Consider the following 21,286-nt stretch of genomic DNA (forward strand, 5'->3'; position numbering starts at 1 on the left):
GTTTATTTTCCTACTTCAATTTTGACTGTTCTTGCTTCTGAACGACGCAATACGACACTGTTTGAACCCACTCGGATTTCTATAGGATCACCTAACGGAGCGTATCGAACTAATTCAAATTCAGAAGGTGGAATAAGACCAAGATCAAGTAAGCGTTGACGAACACTTCCTTTTGCTTCGTGAGCAACAATTTTTCCTTTTGTACCACGAGGCACACAAGAAAGTGACAATTCCATAACAATACTTCCACATAAAACAGTTTCTCTATATTACTGATATCGCTTACTGACCTCAATCCGTAATGAGAACCGTTATCAATTTAATGATCAAGATCAATTAAAGTGTAAATGCGAGTGATTCTCTATTCCAAAATTATCTTTTCGTAGGTAGGATTCCGACAAATATCGAATATAACCAATACAACCCATTGTTTTAAAGGATTTAAAAATGAGATCTCTATCACTAGGTTTACTACTCGCAGCTAGCCTACCCATGGTAGCAAACGCACATACTCCCCTATGTTCATGCTATGACTTCGGTGATGGCACGGTACTTTGTGAAGGTGGATTTTCTGATGGATCCTCAGCATCTGGGGTTGAAATGCTCGTGAAAGATGGCAATGGAAATTCATTGGTTAAAGGTGAAATGAATGAGGACGGTGAATTCGAATTCAATAAGCCAAACGGTGATTACCTCGTTGAATTCAACGCAGGCCCGGGACATTTGATCACTATTAACGGCGAAGATATCGTCGAGTAATGCCTTGCTCCTCATTATTAACTGGATATATCAAAATTAAATAGGAATTAAGACAATGAAAAAAATGGCTATTGCCGTAGGTATTGCTGCTCTCTCTCTTTCTGCAGCATCCCAAGCTCACTTCCAAATGATTTACACGCCTGAATCCATGCTTGCAAGCCCAGCCACTGTTGATATGAAGCTGGTATTTGGTCACCCTATGGAAAATGGCCATGTGATGGACATGGACAAACCTGAAGCATTTTCCGTTACGTTTAAGGGAAAGCAAACTGATTTGCTATCAACACTGAATCCTATTACGTGGACAGGCCCAGATAACACAGCAAAAGCTTACCAGACTGATTACAAAATTCGTCGTAATGGCGATTACATCTTTGCACTGACGCCTACTCCGTATTATGAAAAAGGCGAAGACGTTTACATTCAGCAAATCACTAAGCGCTTTATTAACAAATCAGGCATGCCTACTGGTTGGGAAGCACCGCTGGGATTAAAAACCGAGATCGTGCCACTGAATAAACCATACCAAGTATTGGCAGGTAGTACATTCTCAGGGCAACTACTTTCAGAAGGTAAGCCAGTAGCAGGTGCTGAGTGTGAAGTTGAATTCTTAAACACAGATATCGACTCAAAAGCTAACGCATTTAGCAAAACAAATCACCGTGAGGCTCCAGCTGCCGCTATCGTAGCGATTACGGATCCTAACGGCGTATTTACGTTCGGTATTCCAAAAGCCGGCAAATGGGGCTTTGCGTGTTTGGGTAGCGGCCCTGACACTGAGTACAAAGGCAAAGAACTATCGCAAGATGCAGTAATTTGGATTGAAGCGAAAGACATTTAGTCGTTAGCATAACGGCAATTGCAGACCATAAGATCTAAACAGGGAGCATTACGCTCCCTGTTCTTTTATAAGTTAACCAACTTGCTCTAAGTTAACCCAGTCACTTTCAACTGGCGACTAAACTTTAAACTGCCCGACTAAGTCTTGTTGTCGAGCAGAAATTGCGCCCATCTCTTGGCTCACTCGTTCTGACGACTCCGCTTGATTCAATATTCTTTCGCTCAAGTCACGAATATTTGCCACATTTCGGTTCAACTCACTTGATACCGATTGCTGCTCCTGGGCTGCTTTCGCAATTTGGCTATTCATATCGTTAATCGAACCAATCGCTCCAAATATTGCCCCAATTTCATCGACAGCTTGGCCAACTTGAACGGAGGTGTTTTCCGCAAGATCATTACCTTGCTTGATAACATTCACCACATCTTGAGTGCCTTTTTGAACCTGAGCAATCACACTATGGATCTCTTTCACCGATTCTTGTGTACGGCTAGCTAGTGTACGAACTTCATCTGCAACGACCGCAAAACCGCGCCCTTGCTCCCCAGCTCTTGCAGCTTCAATCGCAGCATTAAGTGCTAACAAGTTTGTTTGCTCTGAAATGCCTTCAATGACGGTTAAGATTTCAGTGATGTTTTTGTTGTTCGCGGCCAGCTCTTCCACAACAGGTACTGCACTGCTCATACGCGACACTAAGCCCGCCATTTCTTGCGCAGACTGGTGAACTACTCGCAGCTAAAGCAGCGAGCTTCTAAGATAACAACCTAAGCCGCTAACTTTTCTTTTTTGACGCTTCGTTGGACACCGCTAGTCGAGCTTTTGGCTCGGCTAGTCTTACGATTGCCTCCACGTCCACTATCTGACTTGGTTCTTAGAACCCCATCGCCAGACAACACCGTTCCAGTGTCTAATATTAGATTAATTGCCCGTTTCTTAATGACCAGTGATGCGTTGTTATCTGCATTGTCAGAATTTCCACAGTTACCGCACACAAATAGTTCTTGTGAGTCTCGGTTGTCGGGGTGAGTGTGACCGCACTTGGCGCACTCCTGACTGGTGTAGGCTGGATTTACTTTGAATACGGCTTTTCCTGCTTGGTAAGCCTTGTATTTGGTGTACGTTTCTATGATGTGCCAACCAACGTTTAAGATGGACTTGTTTAGCCCTGCCTTTTGCTTGGCTCTGTTTGACACATATCGGCCTTGTTCGTCCTGCTTTGCCTTTGGCTTGCGCGTCATACTTGAGGTTCGTAAAGCCTCGAACACAATAACCTTTGCTTTGCTATCGACAAGCTCGCGGCTTGTCTTGTGGGCGAAATCGTTACGGATATTCGCCTTTTTAGCGTGGTGCGTAGCAATGCGGTACTTGGTTTTATTTCTGCGATTTGAGCCTTTAGTTTGACGCGCCAATTTGCGTTGTAATCGCTTAATGTAGCGATCAGCTTTGGTCATGTTCTTTTTCTGGTTATCGCCTTCTTCGTCAGAAAAGTCGAACGTCATAGAGCCAGCGTGTACAGGGATAGCCACACCACGGTCTACGCCAATGGTGTGTTCTTCCAGATATTCTTTTGTTGAGCCTTGCAGGAATGCTAAGTGTTCAGCATTGCTAGGTAGCTCTGACTCATCCTTGCCGTTCCCATAGCAGAAAGACACATAATATTGACCACGCTCTTTGCGCACATAAAGCGAGTTTGGGATCTCGAACTTACTATGAGCCTTAAAAGATAAGTAACCAATATTATTGGTCTTCGTACCGATAAATAGGCGTAAATTGCCATCTTCGCAACGGTCGAAGCGGAACACTTCACGAGTAAGGTAGATACTTCCGCGATCAGTCTTAGGTTTGCGCTTAGGTCTCCCACACGCGCCTTTCATGAACTTTTGGTAAGTCTGATACCAGTTAACAGCACTGTTGCGGATTATCTGGCTAGGACACTGATAGAGCCAAGGTGATAGCTCTTTAGATTTGAACTGCGATGCTTTCTGATCAATAGGGGCATAAGTGCCAATTGGATAATACTTACGCGCAAAAGTACGGTAATACCTTTCTTCATCGACTTTGGCATTCCAAATACTACGCGCACAGCCCATCCACTGGCTTAGTACCAGTTTTTGATTTGGTGTAGGGTTAGCGCGTAGCTTGATGCCAGTTAGCATGATAGTTCCATTGGTTGTCATTCGCAGCGAATATTATTACACTTAATGGTAAATTGTCAATCAAGTCTATGGTTAATATGTACGAATGGAGAACAGGCAGAAGCTGCCTTTTTAAGAACAATGCGCACCTAGTCTTTGTTACTAAATATCGTAGAGGTGTTTTCACCAAAGAGATGTTGGATAGAACCAAAGAAATAATGAAGGAAACGTGTAAGCAAATGGATTGTGAACTATTAGAGTTCGGTGGTGAACATGATCACGTTCACTTGATGGTGTCTATTCACCCGAAGGTAGCTGTATCGAACTTGGTTGGTAAGCTGAAAGGGAAATCGTCATACATGCTAAGGCGCGAGTATTGGGAGCGCATAAAGACAATGCTTTGGGGTAATCACTTTTGGTCGCCTAGCTATTGTGTTGTGTCATGTGGTGGTGCGAGTTTGGACGTTGTTAAACAGTACATCGAAAACCAAAGTACACCACCAAGTGAAAGCGCCGTAAAAACGTCACGCGCTTTAAGTCAGAGAAAAGACTAGTTACCTCTTGCTTGACTCGCCCTTAAAAGGGCGAGATTGCGCAAGCATAATGTTCAATAACGGCTTGACCTTGTTTTGCAGAAGCCTCGGCTTCATTCGCAGCACTTACCGCGATGTCTGCATTTTGAACAACAAGCCCGGCCGTTTGAGTCAACTCTTCACTGGCTGTTGCGACGAGATCCACTTCTTTAAATTGATCTTCACTGCTTTGATGAGTCGCACCTGCCGCATCTCCAGCTTGGACGCTGGTATTGGCAATATCGTGTGAAGTTGCCACCACCTCTCTGATAGTAAGCTGAAGTTTTTCCAGAAACTGGTTAAACCCGAGAGCAAGCTGACCGATCTCGTCGGTAGAATTTACTGTGAGCCGTTGAGTCAAGTCCCCCTCTCCTGAAGCAATGTCTTGCAGGCGAGCGACGACTTCCTTGATAGGTTTCACCAAGCTAAATGACATAATAGCGATTAAGACCAAACCGATAATGACCAAAACAGTGCCAACCATCAATTCTTGCCATACACCGCCATCGACCAAATCAGAAATGACGGCATCAAGATTAATTGCATCGGCCAGGACACTGTCACGAGGTGCTTCTAAGATCACCCCCCACGTTTGGTTTGCAACCATAATCGGTGCGAAAACAGAAAGCACGCTACCGTCTTGACTCCACTGAGTCATCACATCGTGCCCATAAAGGTACTCTGTGAGGGTGTCACTAGAGATATTGTTATTCTGATAAGGTTGCCCAATTGCAGCGGAAGGATTGTCTGAAGCGACCAAGCTTCCATCAAGGCTCATAATCGCAATACTGCCCGCCCCGTTAAACAGATTTTGGTCTGAGGCAATCACCGTATCAACAAGTTGATCCAGTGCGAGCTCTATCCCTAAAAACCCTATCGCTTCTCCTTCCAACATTAGAGGAACCGACAAAGAAACAAGCAAGGAGTTTCCCGTATTCGTTTGCACCACTCTCGGGGAGGTCACACAAGCACTTCCGGACAAAATCGGGCATGAAAATCGTTCGGCTTGCGAACCGTCAGCCAACGTTTCTTCCGTTAATACGGCACTTTGCTGTTCGCTTTCGTTGTCACTAGAGACCTGCCAATAACTGGCAAACCTTCCGGAATCATTCGACCCAACGTAATCTGCGCCATGGTAGTTATCATCTTCGCCGTCTAATTGATCGGGATTAAACACCAGATAAGCACCTCGAACGGTAGGAAACTCTTTCACCACTCTGCGCATCATTTCATTAAGTGACGTACGAACTTCTTCACTGCCGGTAAAGTTCTCTTCGGCGTTTGCTTTCGTAAATAGCGCAGTTTCTGCCAGCATTTCTGCACGGTGGCGAGCTTCGTCTAAATACGTTTTAACTTCTGCTGCATTAATTTTTGCGATACCAATCAATATCTGCTGAGACTTATCGATAACCGAAGACGAACTATGTTCAATAATCACACGCTGATTAGATGTCGCGTTGTAGATCGAAAACCCGATAAGAAAACAAGATGTTAATACTAAGCATAGCCCAGCCAACAGGGTGATCTTCCAATAGACAGAAAGGGATCGCATAACCTACTTCTCCTTGTGTTTGCGATAAATGAAGCCATTCCAATGGCTTTTTTTAACAAGATTTTTACACTGCCAATTTATCAATAACAAACAATAAATACTAGCCGTATAGGCATATTAATAATCATCTACTCTCTCGAGAATAGTGGATATTTTCTATACGGCTAGGAGAAATAGCGTCAAATGACCCACTTGAAATGAAGGCGCTGAGTGACATCCCATTTTTTAGAATAGCGATTGTTCACTATTCAGCTCAAATAAATGACACTTAGTCATATCAAATGTCAGTGCTTTCAGGTCATTTTGCCCAACATATTGATCGCTCTCAAATGGGATTCGAGCCGTTAGTTTCTCGCCACCTATCTTAAAGTAAAGGTAAAGCTCGTTACCCATAGACTCAACAGCATCGATATTTCGAATTTCTGTATTCTTTACTTCAGCCCCCTCTTTTAACTCAGTCATACTGATATGCTCTGGACGAATACCAAACCATACTTGGCTACCAATGCAGTGTTTAACCTTTTGCGCTTTCTCAATCGGAAGGATAACAATTGCCTCACCATCTAATTGAACGGCGATCTCACCATGATGCTCAATCAACTCTCCTTGAATAATATTCATAGCAGGTGATCCGATAAAACCCGCAACAAACTTATTCGCCGGCTTTAAATACAAATTCATTGGCGTGTCTACTTGCATAATTTGCCCATGATTCAGCACACAAATACGATCGCCTAAGGTCATGGCTTCTACCTGATCGTGTGTCACGTAAATCATGGTTGCATTTTGGCCTTCGGCTTTGAGGTTCTGATGCAGTTGGGCAATGCTGACCCGAGTGGAGACTCGAAGCTTGGCATCTAAGTTTGATAGGGGTTCGTCGAATAAAAATACATCAGGTTTGCGCACCATCGCGCGACCTAGAGCAACACGCTGCCTCTGACCTCCAGACATTTCTCCGGGTTTACTGCGTAATAAATGCGAGATTTCTAGCGTGTCAGCCGCTTCTTGGATACGTTGCTCTATGATATTTTTGTCTAATTTTAACTGTTTTAATCCAAAAGCCATGTTCTCATATACACTCATATGAGGATAAAGTGCATAATTTTGGAACACCATTGAAATGCCACGATCTTTTGGCGGCAGGTCGTTCACGCGTTTGTCACCAATGTAGACATCCCCAGCCGAAATATCTTCAAGACCAGCAATCATCCGTAATGTTGTCGATTTCGCACACCCGGATGGGCCAACGAACACCATGAACTCACCTTCTTTAATGTTGAGGTCAACTCCGTGTACTGCTTTATAGCCATTTGGGTACACTTTCTCGATTTTCTGTAAGGTTACTTCTGCCACGGGATTATCCTATTGAGTTGAAGACTAAATGGTCTAGGGTTAGGCTCGACACAGAGCTAAGCACGACGTCCGCGTGCGGTTTCAATTCATCGGCCGTTGCCGTTCCCGTTAAAACGCCAATTTTGTACGCTCCCGCATTATGACCAAATTCCATATCTGAAACGGTGTCACCAAACATCACTATTTGTTTAGCGCATAGGTCGGTAGAGAGACAAAACGCTTCTAGTAGCGCCGGGTGTGGTTTCGGTTGGATATCACCATCTGAATAACCAACGTAATCAAATAAGTCGAGTAACCCAGCTTGTTGAAGCGAATACAGCGTTGAATCTTTGGTATCAGCCGTTGCGACTCCTAAGTAATACCCCTTTTGCTTCAGCTCTATCAGCGTTTCTTTTACGCCGACAATTGCTTGAATAAGGTCTGGATTTTTCTCAACCTGTGTGTTGAATGCCGACTTGACTTGCTGAGAAAATAGAAGCGGAGAGACCTGAGGCTTTACTAACTCAAACCAAGCGTTAGCGGTATCTTCTACCGGATTTGCGGCCAACAAGCCGTGATTATCTACATAATTGCCATGTACGCCAATCGCGACTAAAAGGTCTTCCACGCTGATTTTCGTGTTGTGCATGTCGCCTATATCTTGTGCTGCGCCTTTTGCCACCTCAAGCCACATGGTATGGAACTCGAGCAAAGTGCCATCTTTATCAAACAGTAAGCCTTTAATATTCATTGTTCTAAATTGTCTCTACTAGTTCGCCCCATGTATCACACACGGGATGTGCAAAAATTGGGTTTTGAAGATTGAAAACTGGATTTATCATGCCTTCCAGTTCGCCTTTCATTTCTTGATGACCGATTAATTGGCCGCGACGAATGTCAATGCGTACCCACTTCGCATCAGCTAAGTTAGTCGTAAACGTAATGTGTTCTTCCGATAATTGAATACGTTCGAGCACAACGCCATCAACCACTCGTTCTGCATAAAATGGCTGGCTAACATTGCCCACATTGATCTGATGAACAACGTCACCCCCATCCACTCCTTGAGAAGGTAACAGCGCCCCTTTATTGATGTTAAAGCCGAGTTGGCAGTGTCTTTCAAAATAGACATGCCCAGCCTTTAACCCTTCAACAATGCCCACACCTGACAAGTTATTTGCAAATACCCAAGTTAGCGGATCACCATACAATGACGGCTCTGTCGCATTTGGGTTTCTTTGATCGGGTTTCAAGTGCGAGTCACTGCCACCCACGCCTGCAATTTTATGGCCGTTATTCCACATTGCGCTTAATAGCACTAGCGCCTCTTCTGCCGCGCGTGAAGACGTAGACCAGGTTGGGTCACAAATGATTTCTAAGGTATTAATGCTGGCTAATTTCATGTCAGCATAATGCCAGTGCCACGGTTTCATCATGGCGTGATTAACGCAAAGATTAGCGCCAATTTGTTGCGCTATCTGACGCCCCTGCTCAATCAACTCTTTGCTTTTATAGTGATTTTTATTTACATCTAGTGCTCGGTCTGGGCCATGCAGATTAAAATGTCCTAGATCGGTCGTGACTTCATATGCAGGTAAAAACAGACAAGTATCCGATTTGGGTAAACGAGGGTGAGCCAGGTTATGTTCTGTTAGAAACAAAAAATCGAGATTCTGACTTTCAGCAATGTCCGTCGCTTCTTCCAAGGTATTTGAGCCATCAGACAATAAAGTGTGAGCGTGTAAATCTCCACGATACCATTGAGCTTGATCCATCAAGTTTCGCTGCATGTCAAAGTCAATCGAGCGATCACTATTCATACAGTTAACGGTTTCAATACTGAGGTCATAAGAATCCGTAGCGCTCTGAGTATCTGTTGCAAGCTGCACGTCTACCTGTATCTGGTAATCCATCGCCTTTTCGCGCCGAAACTCCCCTTCAAGATTAAAGATCTCAATTCGCCATTCCCCGAGGCTAAATTTCCCAGCAATTCCACCTAGTGATGCGCTCTCAACACCAATAGACGTAACCGAAAGAGGTTTTTCAATGACAAAGCTCGTTCTCAGTTCTCCTTCTGGGTCGTAAAGATACAAATACAAAAAAGCTTTCTTGAGAGTCTTAGCACGCACGCTAATACGACTGACCTCGTCGCTTAATGTGAACACATGCTGCTGATGACCAAAACAAACACTATCTTCAAATACAAACATAGAAATTCCTAAAGCCCACCTTTAATGTGACGCAGACATCCAGACACAAAAAAGGTGGCTTTGTTAAATACAAATTAGCTACGATTTACTCTATCTAACGCTCGTTGCGCTTTTTTAGCCGCTTGTCGAAGGGCTTTCTCAGCCGGAACATTCTGAATTTGAATTTGATCCGCTGCGACTTTAAGTGCGTCGTTTATTTTGCCGTTGGTTGGGTCAACAAAGTCTTTCGACATCGTTAAGCTTGCTTGTTTCATCGGCACCGTTGCTTGCGGATTTTTAGAGGTGAAATCTTGGTACGCTTCCACGTTTACAACACTTTGTCTTACCGGGATGTAACCTGTGAACATTGACCAAGCAGCGGTGTTTTTCGCATTGGTGTAGAACTCCATGAATTCAAACGCACCTTTGGAGGCTGCTTCATTGGTGCCAGTAGGCATGACAAAGATCTGCGCGCCGGCTTGTGCAGCCATTGGGTGGTTCCCCCAACCTGGTTGAGTCGTCGCAGCCAGCTGAGTAAAGTCGAGATCGCCTTGATCACCAGACGAACCGGTGTAACCCAAAGCGCGCCCTTTCACTACGTCATCAATCGTTTTGTACCAATATTCCCAACCTTGACCTCCATAATGAATACGCATGACTTGGTCATCGTGAATCCACTTTCTAAAGCTGTCCCATACTTCTACCCATTCTTTAGAATCGATGAGCACTGTTTTGCCGTCTTCGCTGATAACCTTAGCGCCATTAGAAAACGCTGCGTCCATCAAGTTATCTTTGCCCCACATTGGCTCCCAGCCATAAAACTCTGTGTTGCCTTTTTTGTCTTTTTTCACAACAGCCGCTGATACTTTAGCCACACCTTGCCATGTACTCAGGTCATTTTCTGTAAACCCATGCTCGGCAAGTACCTGCTTATTATAATAAAATACTTGTGTCGTACCGTAAGCGGGAAGTCCGTACACCATGCCGTCTTTTTCCGTCACTTGAGCACGAAATGCAGGTAGGAAGTCTTCGAAATTAAACTCCGCATCCATATACGAGCGGAGATCTCTAACAAGACCACGGCCTGCCATTGCTTCGGCTTGTGAAGATCTCAGCAATACAAATTCTGGTGCGGTTTTAGATGCCATTCCGGCTTGGAGCTTTTGGAACGTTTCGGCATAATTACCTTGCAAGGCACCTTTGATAACATAGTCATCTTGAGTCGCATTAAACTCTTCAATCAACTGAGTCATCATTTGTTGAGGCTTAGTACCGCCTGAATACCAAAAATTCACTTCAACTTTCGCCATAGCGTGTGTCGACATCGTAACGCCAGCTAATCCAGAACAAATTACTGCTAATGTTTTTAGGTTCATATCCATTACTCTTTAACACCGTTGTCAGCAATTCCTGACAAGATCGTTTTTTGACAAATGACAAATAAAATAAGAAGGGGTAATACTGCAATTGTGCTCGCCGCCATAATTTGCGACCAGTTCAACCCATAATTTCCTTCCGCGATAAAATACTGTCGTATCCCTGTTGCTATTAAGTTCAAATCCGACGAGGTAATCACCAAGCTCGGCCACATGTAACTGTTGTAATTGGTAATAAAGGTGATTAAAAACAACGTTGCTAACGCCGCTTTACATTGTGGAAGAATAATTGCCCACAAAATTTTCACTTCTCCTGCACCATCTATCCTCGCCGCTTCCACCAAAGAAGGATGAACTTTTAAAAACACCTGACGCAGGTAAAACACACCGAACACACTCGCCGCATTGGAGACCACCAAACCAGCATGCGAATCCAGTAAGCCCAGCTTTGCCAAAGTGATGTATGAGGGAATATAAGTCACCGCTCCCGGCAACATGTAACACCCCATTACCACGAAATAAAGTAACGCCTTAGAGCGGAATTTAAGTTGCGTCAACGCATAGGCAAACATAGCTGAATTCACCATTACGACTATCGTCGTCGCCAATGCCACGGTAAAACTGTTGGCGATGTATAAACCAAATGGGGCACTTTGGAATGTGTCAATAAACGTTTCCCAACGAAACTGTTCTGGGATCAGGTTTAATGGGTTACTAAAGATTTCATCGTTAGTCTTTAGTGAGCCTGAAAACATCCAAATAAACGGAAATATCATCACCAAGCCAATGGATGAGAGAAAACCGTGTTTTAAGATCCATTCTGGTTTTGGCAGCTTGAATTGGCTTAACGATACCGACACTGGTTTTACGCTCGTCGCACTAAACCTTTTGTTTCTGATTGTTTGTATGGTCATGATCTTTCCTTAGTAATAAACCCAACGTTTTCCCATGTAGGTGTTGAGTAATGTCAATACCCCGGTTATCACGAGAATGACCAATGACGTTGCGGCTGCCGGCCCCATGTCGTATTGCTCGAAGGCTTGCTGATAAAAGAGGTAAAGCAAAGTACGGGTATCACCACCCGGACCACCTTGCGTCAAGATTTGAAATTGGTCGAACGCTTGAATTGCGTTAATCATGTTCACCACCACCAAAAAAAAGGTGGTTGGGGAAACTAACGGCAAAGTAATTTTGAAAAACCTTGTTAATGGGCTGCAGCCATCAATTTGAGAGGCTTCATACAATGAAAGGGGGATTTTGTTCAGTGCACTGATGTAAAACAGCATGGTCCAGCCAACGGCTTGCCATACCGTAACAATGATGACTGCCACCAAAGCACTGGTGCCATTTTCTAACCACGCAATTGGCGTCATTCCAAACGATTGCAGTAACGTATTGGATAGGCCACTTTTCGTTTCAAAAACCCAAGACCACACAATAGACACCGCAACAGTAGGCGTAATCCACGGAGAGAAGACCACCGCTCGATACACTTGACTACCACGAAAATTTTTATGTAAAAGAATGGCAAACAATAGGCCCAATAAAACCGTAGGGATCACCACACCAAGTGCGAACCAAAACGTATTACCAAGTGCTTGGGTAAATTCTGAATCTTCAAGTAAATACTGGTAATTTTCAAAACCGACTAAAGCATAATCTGGAGAAATATAATCCCAATCGGTGAAGCTGATATACACGCTGTAACCAAAAGGAACCAACCAAAACACCATCAGTGGCACGAGCAAAGGAGCCGTAAAGAAGACAACTTTTAGTCTATTTTCGAATTTCGATAATTTGAACTTCATCTGGTAACTGTCCTAAATTTGATGAAGTCATGGTAAAGAGCACGTATGACAACTTTGCAGCAATCAACACGATATTTTTTATTCAAAGTCATAAGAAAAACTTACTCTTGTGTAATAAAGGCGTTAGGAAAACTGTCTTTCTCGAGGTCACGTTGAATTTGGCTAGATAACCAATCACAAAAAAAGTTCACCTTGGCATTTCGCTTATGGTGAGTGATCAAATAATGCGCTGAGTCGGTCGGCATCAAAGCCGTACTAGCCAATACTAACTCGCCTGCGTCTAACGATTTTTGAGCAACAAGCGAGCGCACCAACATGATGCCCATTCCGTGTTTTACCGCTTGCAACCCATGAAGAGAATTGGACACTTCAAGCTGAACGTTAGGCAAACTTGGCCTCACGCCATTATGGCTTAGCCACTGCATCCAGCTTTCCTCATACCCTTTAACTTGAACAGCCGGCATGCCTTCAAATTTTTGTTGAGTTAATGCCACTTCATTGGCTAAATAAAACTCAGGACTGCACACCAATAACCACGTTTCTTGAAACAAGCGTTCATTCCTCGTGAACTCGGATTCAACATAGCCATTAGTCAGCTCGACATCAGCATCGGTACATGGCGTCGTTGAAGGCCAATCCACCAGCGAAAGATCTAAACGAATAAAAGGAAAGCGATAGGTAAAGTCGGTTAATTTAGGCAGTAGCCAATTATGACAAATAGAATGGTTAACCTTGATGGACAGCACATCGTCTTGTTGCGCGCCAAATAAGATCTGAGTTTGAAGCCTAAGGTGTTGAAGGGAGCCTGCCACAACGGGGAGATATTGCTGAGCACTTTGGGTTAAGGTAACGCCCCGCTTATTACGCTCGAATAGCTGAGTGTCTAAGAAGGATTCTAAGCCTTTAAGCTGCTGACTAACGGCCGCTTGAGTCACATGGAGTTCGCGAGCAGCGGCTCCTATCGAACCTAGCCGGGCAACCGCTTCGAATGCGACTAATGCTTTTAGAGGTGGAAGCATAATGAGACCTCATTAAAAAAGCGCAAGTTACGCTAATGAGGTTTCATTTAAGCTTCAGAAATATAATGGTTTTATTACAACCTTAATGTTGAACAGATTGTGACCAGACATTGATTATAATCGTCCCAGCCAGAATGAACCCGATGCCGATGATGGCGTACAGATCTAATTTTTGGCCATACACTAACCAACCAAAGCCGGCGACGAGAACGATCCCAGCACCACACCAGATGGCATAAGCTACGCCCAACGACATCGACTGTACTGCAACAGAAAGCAGATAAAACGCCAAACCATACCCACTCACAACCATCAAAGTAGGAACCGGATTAGAAAACTGCTCCGTTTTCGGTAACCAAGATGTCGCAAACACTTCACAAACGATCGCAATCGACAATGCAATGGCGGGTGAAATCGTACCAAAAATAGAAAACATGTTTAACCTCCGACTATGAGCCGCTTAATGTGGCAGCGGAGTATGGCAGAACCATGACAAAAGTCAGTAGGAAAAGTGATGACTGACCTAATTTTTACTTCTTTACAGGATGGTATTTCATGTTATTGCAGTAGTATTCTGACTTCAAATGTCGCTATAATTGAATATCAATCGCACCTGAGTGTGTACTGAATTAAATAGGGAACGTACAGCAATGAAAGTCATCAGCTTTAATATCAATGGCCTACGCGCACGCCTGCATCAACTTCAAGCAGTCATCGATAAACACGATCCAGACGTAATCGGTCTGCAGGAAATCAAAGTACACGATGAAGCTTTTCCAATCGAAGATGTTGAAGCGATGGGATACAAAGTCTACTTCCATGGTCAAAAAGCCCATTACGGTGTCGCTATGCTGTGTAAACAAGCGCCAATTTCAGTGCAAAAAGGCTTCCCCACTGACAACGATGAACATCAAAAACGCATGATCATGGCCACCTTCGAGCAAGAAAATGGCGAGAAGGTCACCGTACTAAATGGTTATTTCCCTCAAGGTGATAACATCAGTCACGAGACTAAGTTCCCTTATAAAGAGCAATTTTATAAAGACTTAATGACCTATTTAAATGACCATCACACCAATGAAGAACAATTGATCATCATGGGGGATATTAATATCAGCCCGATCGATTTAGACATTGGTATTGGGGCTCCAAATGCCAAGCGCTGGCTGAAGACGGGTAAATGTTCTTTCCAACCAATCGAACGTGAGTGGTTACAGACTCTAAAAGACTGGGGCTTTGAAGATACATTCCGTAACTTGCACCCGGAAGTAGACGATCAGTTCTCGTGGTTTGATTATCGCTCTAAAGGCTTTCCAGATAACCGTGGACTGCGTATTGATGTGGTTATGGCGACACCTGGTCTAGCTAAGAAATGCACTGAAGCTGGCATTGACTATGAATTACGCGGTATTGAAAAACCGTCAGATCACGCGCCTATTTGGTCTACGTTTAAATAACGCGAAATATTGGGGCGTACGTCAACGCCCTCTCACTAAATATCATGATCTTTGTTTTACAAAAAATACAGCATATAAATGCTGTATTTTTGGTTACATACTCCAGTATTCACTAGCTCAAAGGCCGCATATACGCTAAATAGCGCTTCTCTGCTTTCTTAAAAGCAAATAACACGATAAAGGTAAGGCACATATAAAATAAGCCGGCTGTTAAGAATGATTCAAACGGAGCGTAGTAGCGTGAGTTAACTAACCTTGCAGCACCCGTTAAATCAAGAATAGTAACAATACCTGCGACAGCAGATCCGTGGATCATGAAGATCACTTCATTACTGTATGCAGGTAACGCTCGTCTTAAGGCACTGGGTAATATAATTCGCTTATACGTTTTCCATGTGCTCATACCATAAGCCTTTGCAGCCTCAACCTCGCCACTCGGTAAGCCATTAATCGCGCCTCGGATAATTTCCGAGGTGTATGCCGATGTGTTCAATACAAAAGCGATTAACGCGCAAAACCAAGCATGCTCCCATAACGTATCTTTTACAGGAAAAAATTGGTCCATTCCGTAATAAATCAGATATAACTGAACCAGTAGCGGGGTGCCACGGAAAAAATAGATATACGCCCAGCATGGGTACTTAAGAATTGGGTTCTGGCTATTTCGAGCAACCGCAAGAGGTATCGCAACACATAAGCCTAAAACAAGTGCAATGCTCACTAGCCAAGCTGTGGTCCACAAACCATCGAGATAAATTGGCAGACTGTCAATGATGAGAGAAAAATCCATATCTACCTCGTGTGAATAGTAAATTTGCGTTCAACCAGCTTTAATAAACCGGTTGAAACTGCAGTTAAAAATAGGAAGATCATTGCCACCGTCATATAAAATGTGAATGGCATTTTGGTTGAACCTGCAGCAAGCGAACTTACTCTCACCATGTCTTCAAGGCCGATAATAGAGACCAAAGCGGTGGTTTTTAGTAGCACTAACCAGTTGTTTCCAAACCCGGGCAATGCATGGCGGATCATCTGAGGCAACAAAATTCGTCGAAATGCCATCACACCACTCATGCCATAAGCTTTCGCCGCTTCCATCTCGCCTTTATCAACGGCCATGATCGCACCACGGAAAGTTTCGGCCATATAGGCACCAAAGATGAAGCCAATAGTGAGGACGCCAGCAACAAATGGGCTAACGTCTATGTAATCAGGGAGGTATGCCGTCCATTCGTGTGCAGGATTACGTCCTGTCATCCATTCGTTAAGCCATTCGTTAACGGAATAGAGGCTATTGTTAAGTAAGATCTGTCCACCGAAAAAGATAAGCATCATTAATACAAGATCTGGGATGCCACGAATGATGGTGGTATACAGTGTTGCAACCGCTCGCGCCCAGCGATACGGTGCCATTTTAGCCAACGCACCTAGCATGCCTAGTATCACTGCAAGTAACAGAGATAACACAGCAACTTCGACGGTTAACCACGCTCCTTTTAGGATGGAGGCTTCATATCCTTGAAGATCCAGCATAGTTTTTTCCTACTGCAGGCCTAGGGCCTAGGCAAGGTTAATAGAAGTACCGAGTCTATTCATTACTCGGTACTTCTCTTTTATCAGCACTTAGCAGATTACTGACCGTATACGTCGTAGTTAAAGTATTTGGCTGCGATCTTTTGGTACTCGCCTTTTGCTCGTAATGACTTAATAGCTGCATTCAGTTTATTCGTTAAGTCTTTGTCTTGCTTACGTGTTGCAATACCAAAGCCTTCACCGAACCATTTAGGATCCGTCAGAGAAGGACCAACGAATTCATAGGCGTCGCCACCCGCTTTATTAATTACACCTTCTTCAAGAGCCGATGCATCACCCAATACCGCAGCAATACGACCATTTGCGAGATCGAGGTAAGCTTCATCAAAAGTACCGTAACGTACGATTTCTACATCTTTGTAGTTGTCTGAAATGTATTTGTCGTGAGTCGTTGCACGCTGAACGCCAATTTTAACGCCATCCAGCTGTTCAAAGTTTAGTCCTGCACCTTTTTTGGCAATAAATTTATTAGGAATAAGTGCGTATTTGCCAGTAAAGTCGATTTTCTTTTTACGTTCTTCCGTGATAGACATTGCCGCAATGATTGCGTCATATTTACGAGCCAGCAACGAAGGAATGATGCCATCCCAGTCTTGCGCTACTAATTTACATTTCACTTTCATTTCGTCACAAAGTGCGTTGGCCATATCAACATCAAAGCCTTTAAGAGAGCCGTCTGCCTCTGTCCAGCTAAATGGAGGGTAAGCACCTTCGATACCAAAACGTACTGTTTTCCAATCCTTGGCTTGTGCAACACCTGTTGCCGCTGTAGCAGCAATCGCTGCAACTAATAACCACTTTTTCATTTCCATACTCCTGTGATTGTACTTATGTTGTGTTTTACTTTTTTGAATAATATTTTAAATTTGGGCTCTGGGCTCTGGGCTCTGGGCTCTGGGCTCTGGGCTCTGGGCTCTGGGCTCTGCATGTTAATGCAATCTTGTAACTAAACTATTAATCATGTCTAGTGAACCTCAAACCACCCTTTTGCCTTTTGCCTAAAAGCGAAGCGTGCCTAGCCCCTACCATTAATATATAGACGATATAAACTGTTGCAGCCTTTCAGACTCTGGATTACTAAACAGTTTTTCAGGATGACCCTGCTCTTCAACTTTACCTTGGTGCAAAAACATGACGTGGTTCGAAACATCACGGGCAAACGCCATTTCATGAGTCACGACCAACATGGTTCGACCTTCATCAGCCAAGTCTCGCATTACACCTAGTACTTCCCCTACTAACTCAGGGTCAAGTGCAGAGGTCGGTTCGTCAAATAGCATCACTTCAGGGTCGACCGCTAACGCTCTTGCAATAGCAGCTCGTTGCTGTTGCCCACCAGACAAGTGACCTGGGTAGTAATCTTTACGCTCGTACAGCCCTACTTTTTTAAGCAGCACTTCCGCATTCTCTATTGCTTGAGCTTTAGGAACACCAAGTACGTGTATAGGGGCTTCAATGACATTCTCAAGAACGGTTAAATGCGACCATAAGTTGAACCCTTGAAAAACCATCGCTAAACGCGAACGAATGCGTTGAACTTGCTTTTCATTAGCTGGGACAGACTCGCCTTGTCGATTATTTTTCATTTGGATAAGTTCGCCGTTCACCCAAATTTCACCCGCAGTTGGGGTTTCAAGAAGGTTAATACAACGAAGAAAGGTACTCTTACCGGAACCGGAAGAGCCAATAATGGAGATAACATCCCCTTTGTGCGCCTCTAATGAGATGCCTTTCAATACTTCATTTTGACCGAACGTTTTGTGCAGTTCTTTGATATCCAGCGCTGCTGAATCCTTCATGCGCGACTACTCCCTGTGCAATACCTAATTAAGGCAAAATATGACTGCAGGCACTCCGGCCTTTATTTTATTTTATTTTATTTTATTTTATTTTATTTTATTTTTGTTACAAACTAGCACCAAGAATGGATTCTTGCAACATATTATTAACTTTTTATTCTTTGTTATTTAGCCAATATAACTGCATTTATATTCACAATACAAGAATATTCTGTCTATAGCGTGAATAGGAGGTAAAAATAAAGCCTCCGTGTGGAGGCTTTAGATCTATAATCACTAGGCCGAATTACGGCCAATTAACACTATTTGTCACATAATCTCTATTAAGTTGCATCTGCTCAAGAACCAACGCATTGCTCTCCGAATTAAGAAGTAAAACGCCGTTCAGATCATATTTATGGGCGTCCGGAGCCAAGTCATCAACAATCACACCAACATCTAAACTCCTGCTAGCTAAATCCTTCATCAATGCTTTTTTATCTACACCATTACTCTTAGCCAAACCCACCGCAACTTTATCACTTGCGCCAGTGGATACTTTTTCGGTTTCGCTTTGAATTAGCACCTGAGTTTGACTTGGTTTCGCGTAAATAGTCTGGAACATGGCTTTGCTATTGTCAGTTGTTGCTCTAACATGAGTTCTCTGAACCTGCCAGCTGCCTGCGTTAAAACTATTCGCATCTAAACAATGCACGCTATACCCATTAGAGTCTGCTACACAGCGCGCTGTAGAAATATCCGTTGACGAAAAGTTTGAAAGATCTGTAGGACGTTGCAAGTCCATAGCATTACCATCAACGACTTTTCCGATGGAGAAATTCCAGCTCCCATTTGCGGCTAACAGCTTAGTTTCTAAACTCATACTCCAATGACTCAAACTAGAATCTGACGGAGCATACGAAAGCGATAGCTGAGGAGCTTTATTAAATACTGGCTGCCAAGCGTAAACCTTATTATCCAAAACAGTTGAAACAACACCCGTTGATGAAACGGTCAGATCCGTTATTGTCAAATTGTAGTTCGCAAATTCAGTCGCCCCTCCAAGAGCCACTATATTAGGTGCTGTACTTCCGGTATACACATCACTACTATTTGCCACCCCATATGAAACAAGGTCATCTAGCTTGTCCGACTCACTGTTGTAAGTCGTTGCAAATGATGTCACTAACTTTCTCTCAGACGCTGGAGAGTTTGCATACACTGGCAACCCAAGCAGTTGACTCTCATTTCCCGTTGATATTTTTCCGTCTGATGCGCTAGTTTGAACCCACTTCGGTCCACCATTAGATGACACCGAAATTTTTGTTTGAGTGTTTTTTAACGCATCGGGTACATCATCTCCCGTATAGCAAGCATTACCGTCTTGAGGCTCTCGGATCGTAATAGTCATATCCTGAAGAAGATCTTTCTGTACGGCAAAGATGTAACTTTCTCTACTTCCAGCGTTCTTCCCTTCCCATTCCTCTATCGCAACATAGCCATCGTCGGGTAAATTATCGGCATTAATAGTAATAGAGCCATTTAAAGCCGACAAAGCAGTTCCAGATAGAGTGTACTCGGCAATAATAGAGCCATTAGCCCTATGGTAAGTGACTTTATAACCACTAGTTGCCATGCGTGCCGCTACAACATAACTATTTGCAGGTGTCACTTCATCGATGTGCTTTTTGAAAACTGCTCAACTTGAAGCGACATTCGACGCTTGATCTTTGTAAAGATTGACAATTTTCCAAGTATACTTAGTCGTGGGCGGCGGTGTAGGACCAGGCCCGCCACCACTCTTACTATCAGACCCACACCCAGTTAATGCAAACGACACAGCTGCAACGGCTGGTAACCACTTAAATGCTTTCATTTCATCCCCTGACACGCCATAGCGTCAAAATTCGGTATATAAATTAACTCTAGATTTATTAGCAAGGACTATGCCACCAGAACAATAAAATGTCATATTCATCTCAATGATGTCGCATGTATTCAGAATGTTACGTTCAAGTTAATAGCAACCAGTTGCACTTAAATCTGCACTTGCTATAGAAAGGCTCGGAATTATAGGTGCCGCAAAGTGCACACTTTCGCATGTTTTTTATACGGCTTATTGTAAGCGCGTCATAACCCCCACATTCTAATCGTCAAGCACGGATAATAAGATCAAATCTCCAACCAAGAGGAGATTTTAAAATGGCAAAACGACGTTCTAACCAGGAATGGCAAGCTCTCTTTGAGCAATATGAAAGTAGCAATATTACTCAACGCGTTTTTTGCGAACAGCACGGACTGAGTTTATCGACGTTCTTCGCAAAAAGGCGTCAACTTCAAACCGCAGCCCTACCAATGCCAGTTGGATTTGTCAGAGCTGAAGTCGTCGAAAAGACGACGAAGTATCAAGCTCAAATCGCAACGGCTAACATGACACTGCTCGTCAATGATGTTGAGCTGAATATTCCTCAAGGCACGCCTGCGGCCTATCTGGCAGAGCTTATCGGTGCGCTATCATGAAACGTATGCTGAGCGCTCCTGAGATTTACCTCTATCGTGAAAGCGTCGATTTTAGAAAGTCCATCAACGGCCTCGCGGCGATTATCGAAAGTGACACCGATTTGCCTTTGGGGAGTGGCGCACTGTTCTTGTTTACCAACAAACAGCGCGACAAAAGCAAAGTATTGTATTGGGATAAAACAGGCTTCGCCCTTTGGTATAAACGACTCGAAAAAGCCAAGTACAAGTGGCCTACAAAAGAGAAAAATGAAGTGTTTACCCTGACTCAATCCGAACTTGATAGACTGCTTTCTGGCTTCACGATTATCGGCCATAAACCCGTGCGAATAAACGATTTTACAATGACTTAAACGAT

At 43.7% G+C, this 21,286-nt stretch carries 22 protein-coding genes and 1 pseudogene; 6 read left to right on the top strand and 17 right to left on the bottom strand.

Annotated features, from left to right (window positions below; all coding sequences use genetic code 11):
• Positions 1 to 2: 2 nt before the first annotated feature.
• On the bottom strand, positions 3 to 236 hold the full coding sequence (locus tag VTAP4600_RS07790) for a FeoA family protein (RefSeq protein ID WP_102522278.1): 234 nt from the start codon (positions 234 to 236) through the stop codon (positions 3 to 5).
• A gap of 211 nt (positions 237 to 447) precedes the next feature.
• On the opposite strand from VTAP4600_RS07790, the gene VTAP4600_RS07795 reads away from it, so the two are divergent.
• Positions 448 to 759 carry a hypothetical protein gene (locus VTAP4600_RS07795; protein WP_102522279.1) on the top strand — a complete coding sequence of 104 codons (312 nt, stop codon included), beginning with the start codon at positions 448 to 450 and terminating at the stop codon, positions 757 to 759.
• Between the two features lie 55 nt (positions 760 to 814).
• On the top strand, positions 815 to 1,600 hold the full coding sequence (locus VTAP4600_RS07800; protein ID WP_102522280.1) for a DUF4198 domain-containing protein: 786 nt from the start codon (positions 815 to 817) through the stop codon (positions 1,598 to 1,600).
• Between the two features lie 117 nt (positions 1,601 to 1,717).
• On the opposite strand, the pseudogene VTAP4600_RS07805 reads toward VTAP4600_RS07800, so the two are convergent.
• Positions 1,718 to 2,332 (bottom strand): annotated as a pseudogene (locus VTAP4600_RS07805) (methyl-accepting chemotaxis protein); the annotation flags it as partial.
• 32 nt (positions 2,333 to 2,364) lie between these two features.
• Positions 2,365 to 3,756, bottom strand: coding sequence for an RNA-guided endonuclease InsQ/TnpB family protein (locus tag VTAP4600_RS07810; protein WP_102522282.1), 1,392 nt, complete (start codon positions 3,754 to 3,756; stop codon positions 2,365 to 2,367).
• Between the two features lie 68 nt (positions 3,757 to 3,824).
• Between VTAP4600_RS07810 and tnpA (VTAP4600_RS07815) the strand changes: the two genes are divergently transcribed.
• A complete protein-coding gene (tnpA, locus tag VTAP4600_RS07815; RefSeq protein ID WP_102522283.1) occupies positions 3,825 to 4,289 on the top strand; it encodes an IS200/IS605 family transposase in 465 nt (154 codons plus the stop codon).
• Positions 4,290 to 4,311: 22 nt separating this feature from the next.
• On the opposite strand, the gene VTAP4600_RS07820 is transcribed toward tnpA (VTAP4600_RS07815), so the two are convergent.
• The 9 genes from VTAP4600_RS07820 to VTAP4600_RS07860 form a co-directional block, all read right to left on the bottom strand.
• Entirely contained in the window at positions 4,312 to 5,859 is a 1,548-nt protein-coding gene (locus VTAP4600_RS07820; RefSeq protein WP_102522284.1) for a methyl-accepting chemotaxis protein, read from the bottom strand.
• Between the two features lie 225 nt (positions 5,860 to 6,084).
• Positions 6,085 to 7,212: an ABC transporter ATP-binding protein gene (locus VTAP4600_RS07825; protein ID WP_102522285.1), complete on the bottom strand. Its 1,128-nt coding sequence runs from the start codon at positions 7,210 to 7,212 to the stop codon at positions 6,085 to 6,087.
• Between the two features lie 4 nt (positions 7,213 to 7,216).
• Complete coding sequence (locus VTAP4600_RS07830) at positions 7,217 to 7,942, bottom strand: HAD family hydrolase (RefSeq protein ID WP_102522286.1); 726 nt, start codon at positions 7,940 to 7,942, stop codon at positions 7,217 to 7,219.
• 4 nt (positions 7,943 to 7,946) lie between these two features.
• Positions 7,947 to 9,401 carry a CehA/McbA family metallohydrolase gene (locus VTAP4600_RS07835; protein ID WP_102522287.1) on the bottom strand — a complete coding sequence of 485 codons (1,455 nt, stop codon included), beginning with the start codon at positions 9,399 to 9,401 and terminating at the stop codon, positions 7,947 to 7,949.
• Positions 9,402 to 9,475: 74 nt separating this feature from the next.
• Complete coding sequence (locus tag VTAP4600_RS07840) at positions 9,476 to 10,756, bottom strand: extracellular solute-binding protein (protein ID WP_102523934.1); 1,281 nt, start codon at positions 10,754 to 10,756, stop codon at positions 9,476 to 9,478.
• A gap of 5 nt (positions 10,757 to 10,761) precedes the next feature.
• Positions 10,762 to 11,670 (bottom strand): carbohydrate ABC transporter permease, encoded by a 909-nt coding sequence (locus tag VTAP4600_RS07845; protein WP_102522288.1) that lies wholly within the window; start codon positions 11,668 to 11,670, stop codon positions 10,762 to 10,764.
• 9 nt (positions 11,671 to 11,679) lie between these two features.
• Positions 11,680 to 12,564: a carbohydrate ABC transporter permease gene (locus VTAP4600_RS07850; protein ID WP_102522289.1), complete on the bottom strand. Its 885-nt coding sequence runs from the start codon at positions 12,562 to 12,564 to the stop codon at positions 11,680 to 11,682.
• 101 nt (positions 12,565 to 12,665) lie between these two features.
• Positions 12,666 to 13,583: a LysR substrate-binding domain-containing protein gene (locus tag VTAP4600_RS07855; protein WP_102522290.1), complete on the bottom strand. Its 918-nt coding sequence runs from the start codon at positions 13,581 to 13,583 to the stop codon at positions 12,666 to 12,668.
• A gap of 82 nt (positions 13,584 to 13,665) precedes the next feature.
• On the bottom strand, positions 13,666 to 13,998 hold the full coding sequence (locus tag VTAP4600_RS07860) for a DMT family transporter (protein ID WP_415239686.1): 333 nt from the start codon (positions 13,996 to 13,998) through the stop codon (positions 13,666 to 13,668).
• 235 nt (positions 13,999 to 14,233) lie between these two features.
• On the opposite strand from VTAP4600_RS07860, the gene xthA reads away from it, so the two are divergent.
• A complete protein-coding gene (xthA, locus tag VTAP4600_RS07865) occupies positions 14,234 to 15,040 on the top strand; it encodes an exodeoxyribonuclease III (protein ID WP_102522291.1) in 807 nt (268 codons plus the stop codon).
• Positions 15,041 to 15,152: 112 nt separating this feature from the next.
• Here xthA and VTAP4600_RS07870 read toward each other — a convergent pair whose 3' ends face one another.
• From VTAP4600_RS07870 to VTAP4600_RS07890, 5 genes are all read right to left on the bottom strand, one after another.
• Entirely contained in the window at positions 15,153 to 15,830 is a 678-nt protein-coding gene (locus VTAP4600_RS07870) for an ABC transporter permease (protein WP_102522292.1), read from the bottom strand.
• A gap of 2 nt (positions 15,831 to 15,832) precedes the next feature.
• Entirely contained in the window at positions 15,833 to 16,573 is a 741-nt protein-coding gene (locus VTAP4600_RS07875) for an ABC transporter permease (RefSeq protein ID WP_102522293.1), read from the bottom strand.
• A 98-nt stretch (positions 16,574 to 16,671) separates the two neighbouring features.
• Entirely contained in the window at positions 16,672 to 17,439 is a 768-nt protein-coding gene (locus VTAP4600_RS07880; RefSeq protein WP_102522294.1) for an ABC transporter substrate-binding protein, read from the bottom strand.
• A 222-nt stretch (positions 17,440 to 17,661) separates the two neighbouring features.
• The gene (locus tag VTAP4600_RS07885) at positions 17,662 to 18,432 is read right to left on the bottom strand and encodes an ABC transporter ATP-binding protein (RefSeq protein WP_102522295.1); all 771 of its coding nucleotides are present in this window, start codon (positions 18,430 to 18,432) and stop codon (positions 17,662 to 17,664) included.
• Positions 18,433 to 18,718: 286 nt separating this feature from the next.
• Positions 18,719 to 20,047: a hypothetical protein gene (locus tag VTAP4600_RS07890; protein ID WP_145958560.1), complete on the bottom strand. Its 1,329-nt coding sequence runs from the start codon at positions 20,045 to 20,047 to the stop codon at positions 18,719 to 18,721.
• Positions 20,048 to 20,613: 566 nt separating this feature from the next.
• Here VTAP4600_RS07890 and tnpA (VTAP4600_RS07895) point away from each other — a divergent pair.
• Positions 20,614 to 20,931: an IS66 family insertion sequence element accessory protein TnpA gene (gene tnpA / locus VTAP4600_RS07895; RefSeq protein WP_102522297.1), complete on the top strand. Its 318-nt coding sequence runs from the start codon at positions 20,614 to 20,616 to the stop codon at positions 20,929 to 20,931.
• Positions 20,928 to 21,281, top strand: a complete 354-nt coding sequence (gene tnpB / locus VTAP4600_RS07900) for an IS66 family insertion sequence element accessory protein TnpB (RefSeq protein ID WP_102522298.1) — start codon at positions 20,928 to 20,930, stop codon at positions 21,279 to 21,281. Before tnpA (VTAP4600_RS07895) ends, tnpB begins: the two co-directional genes overlap by 4 nt.
• Positions 21,282 to 21,286: the final 5 nt, after the last annotated feature.

Source organism: Vibrio tapetis subsp. tapetis (genome assembly GCF_900233005.1).
Classification (GTDB): Bacteria; Pseudomonadota; Gammaproteobacteria; order Enterobacterales; family Vibrionaceae; genus Vibrio; species Vibrio tapetis.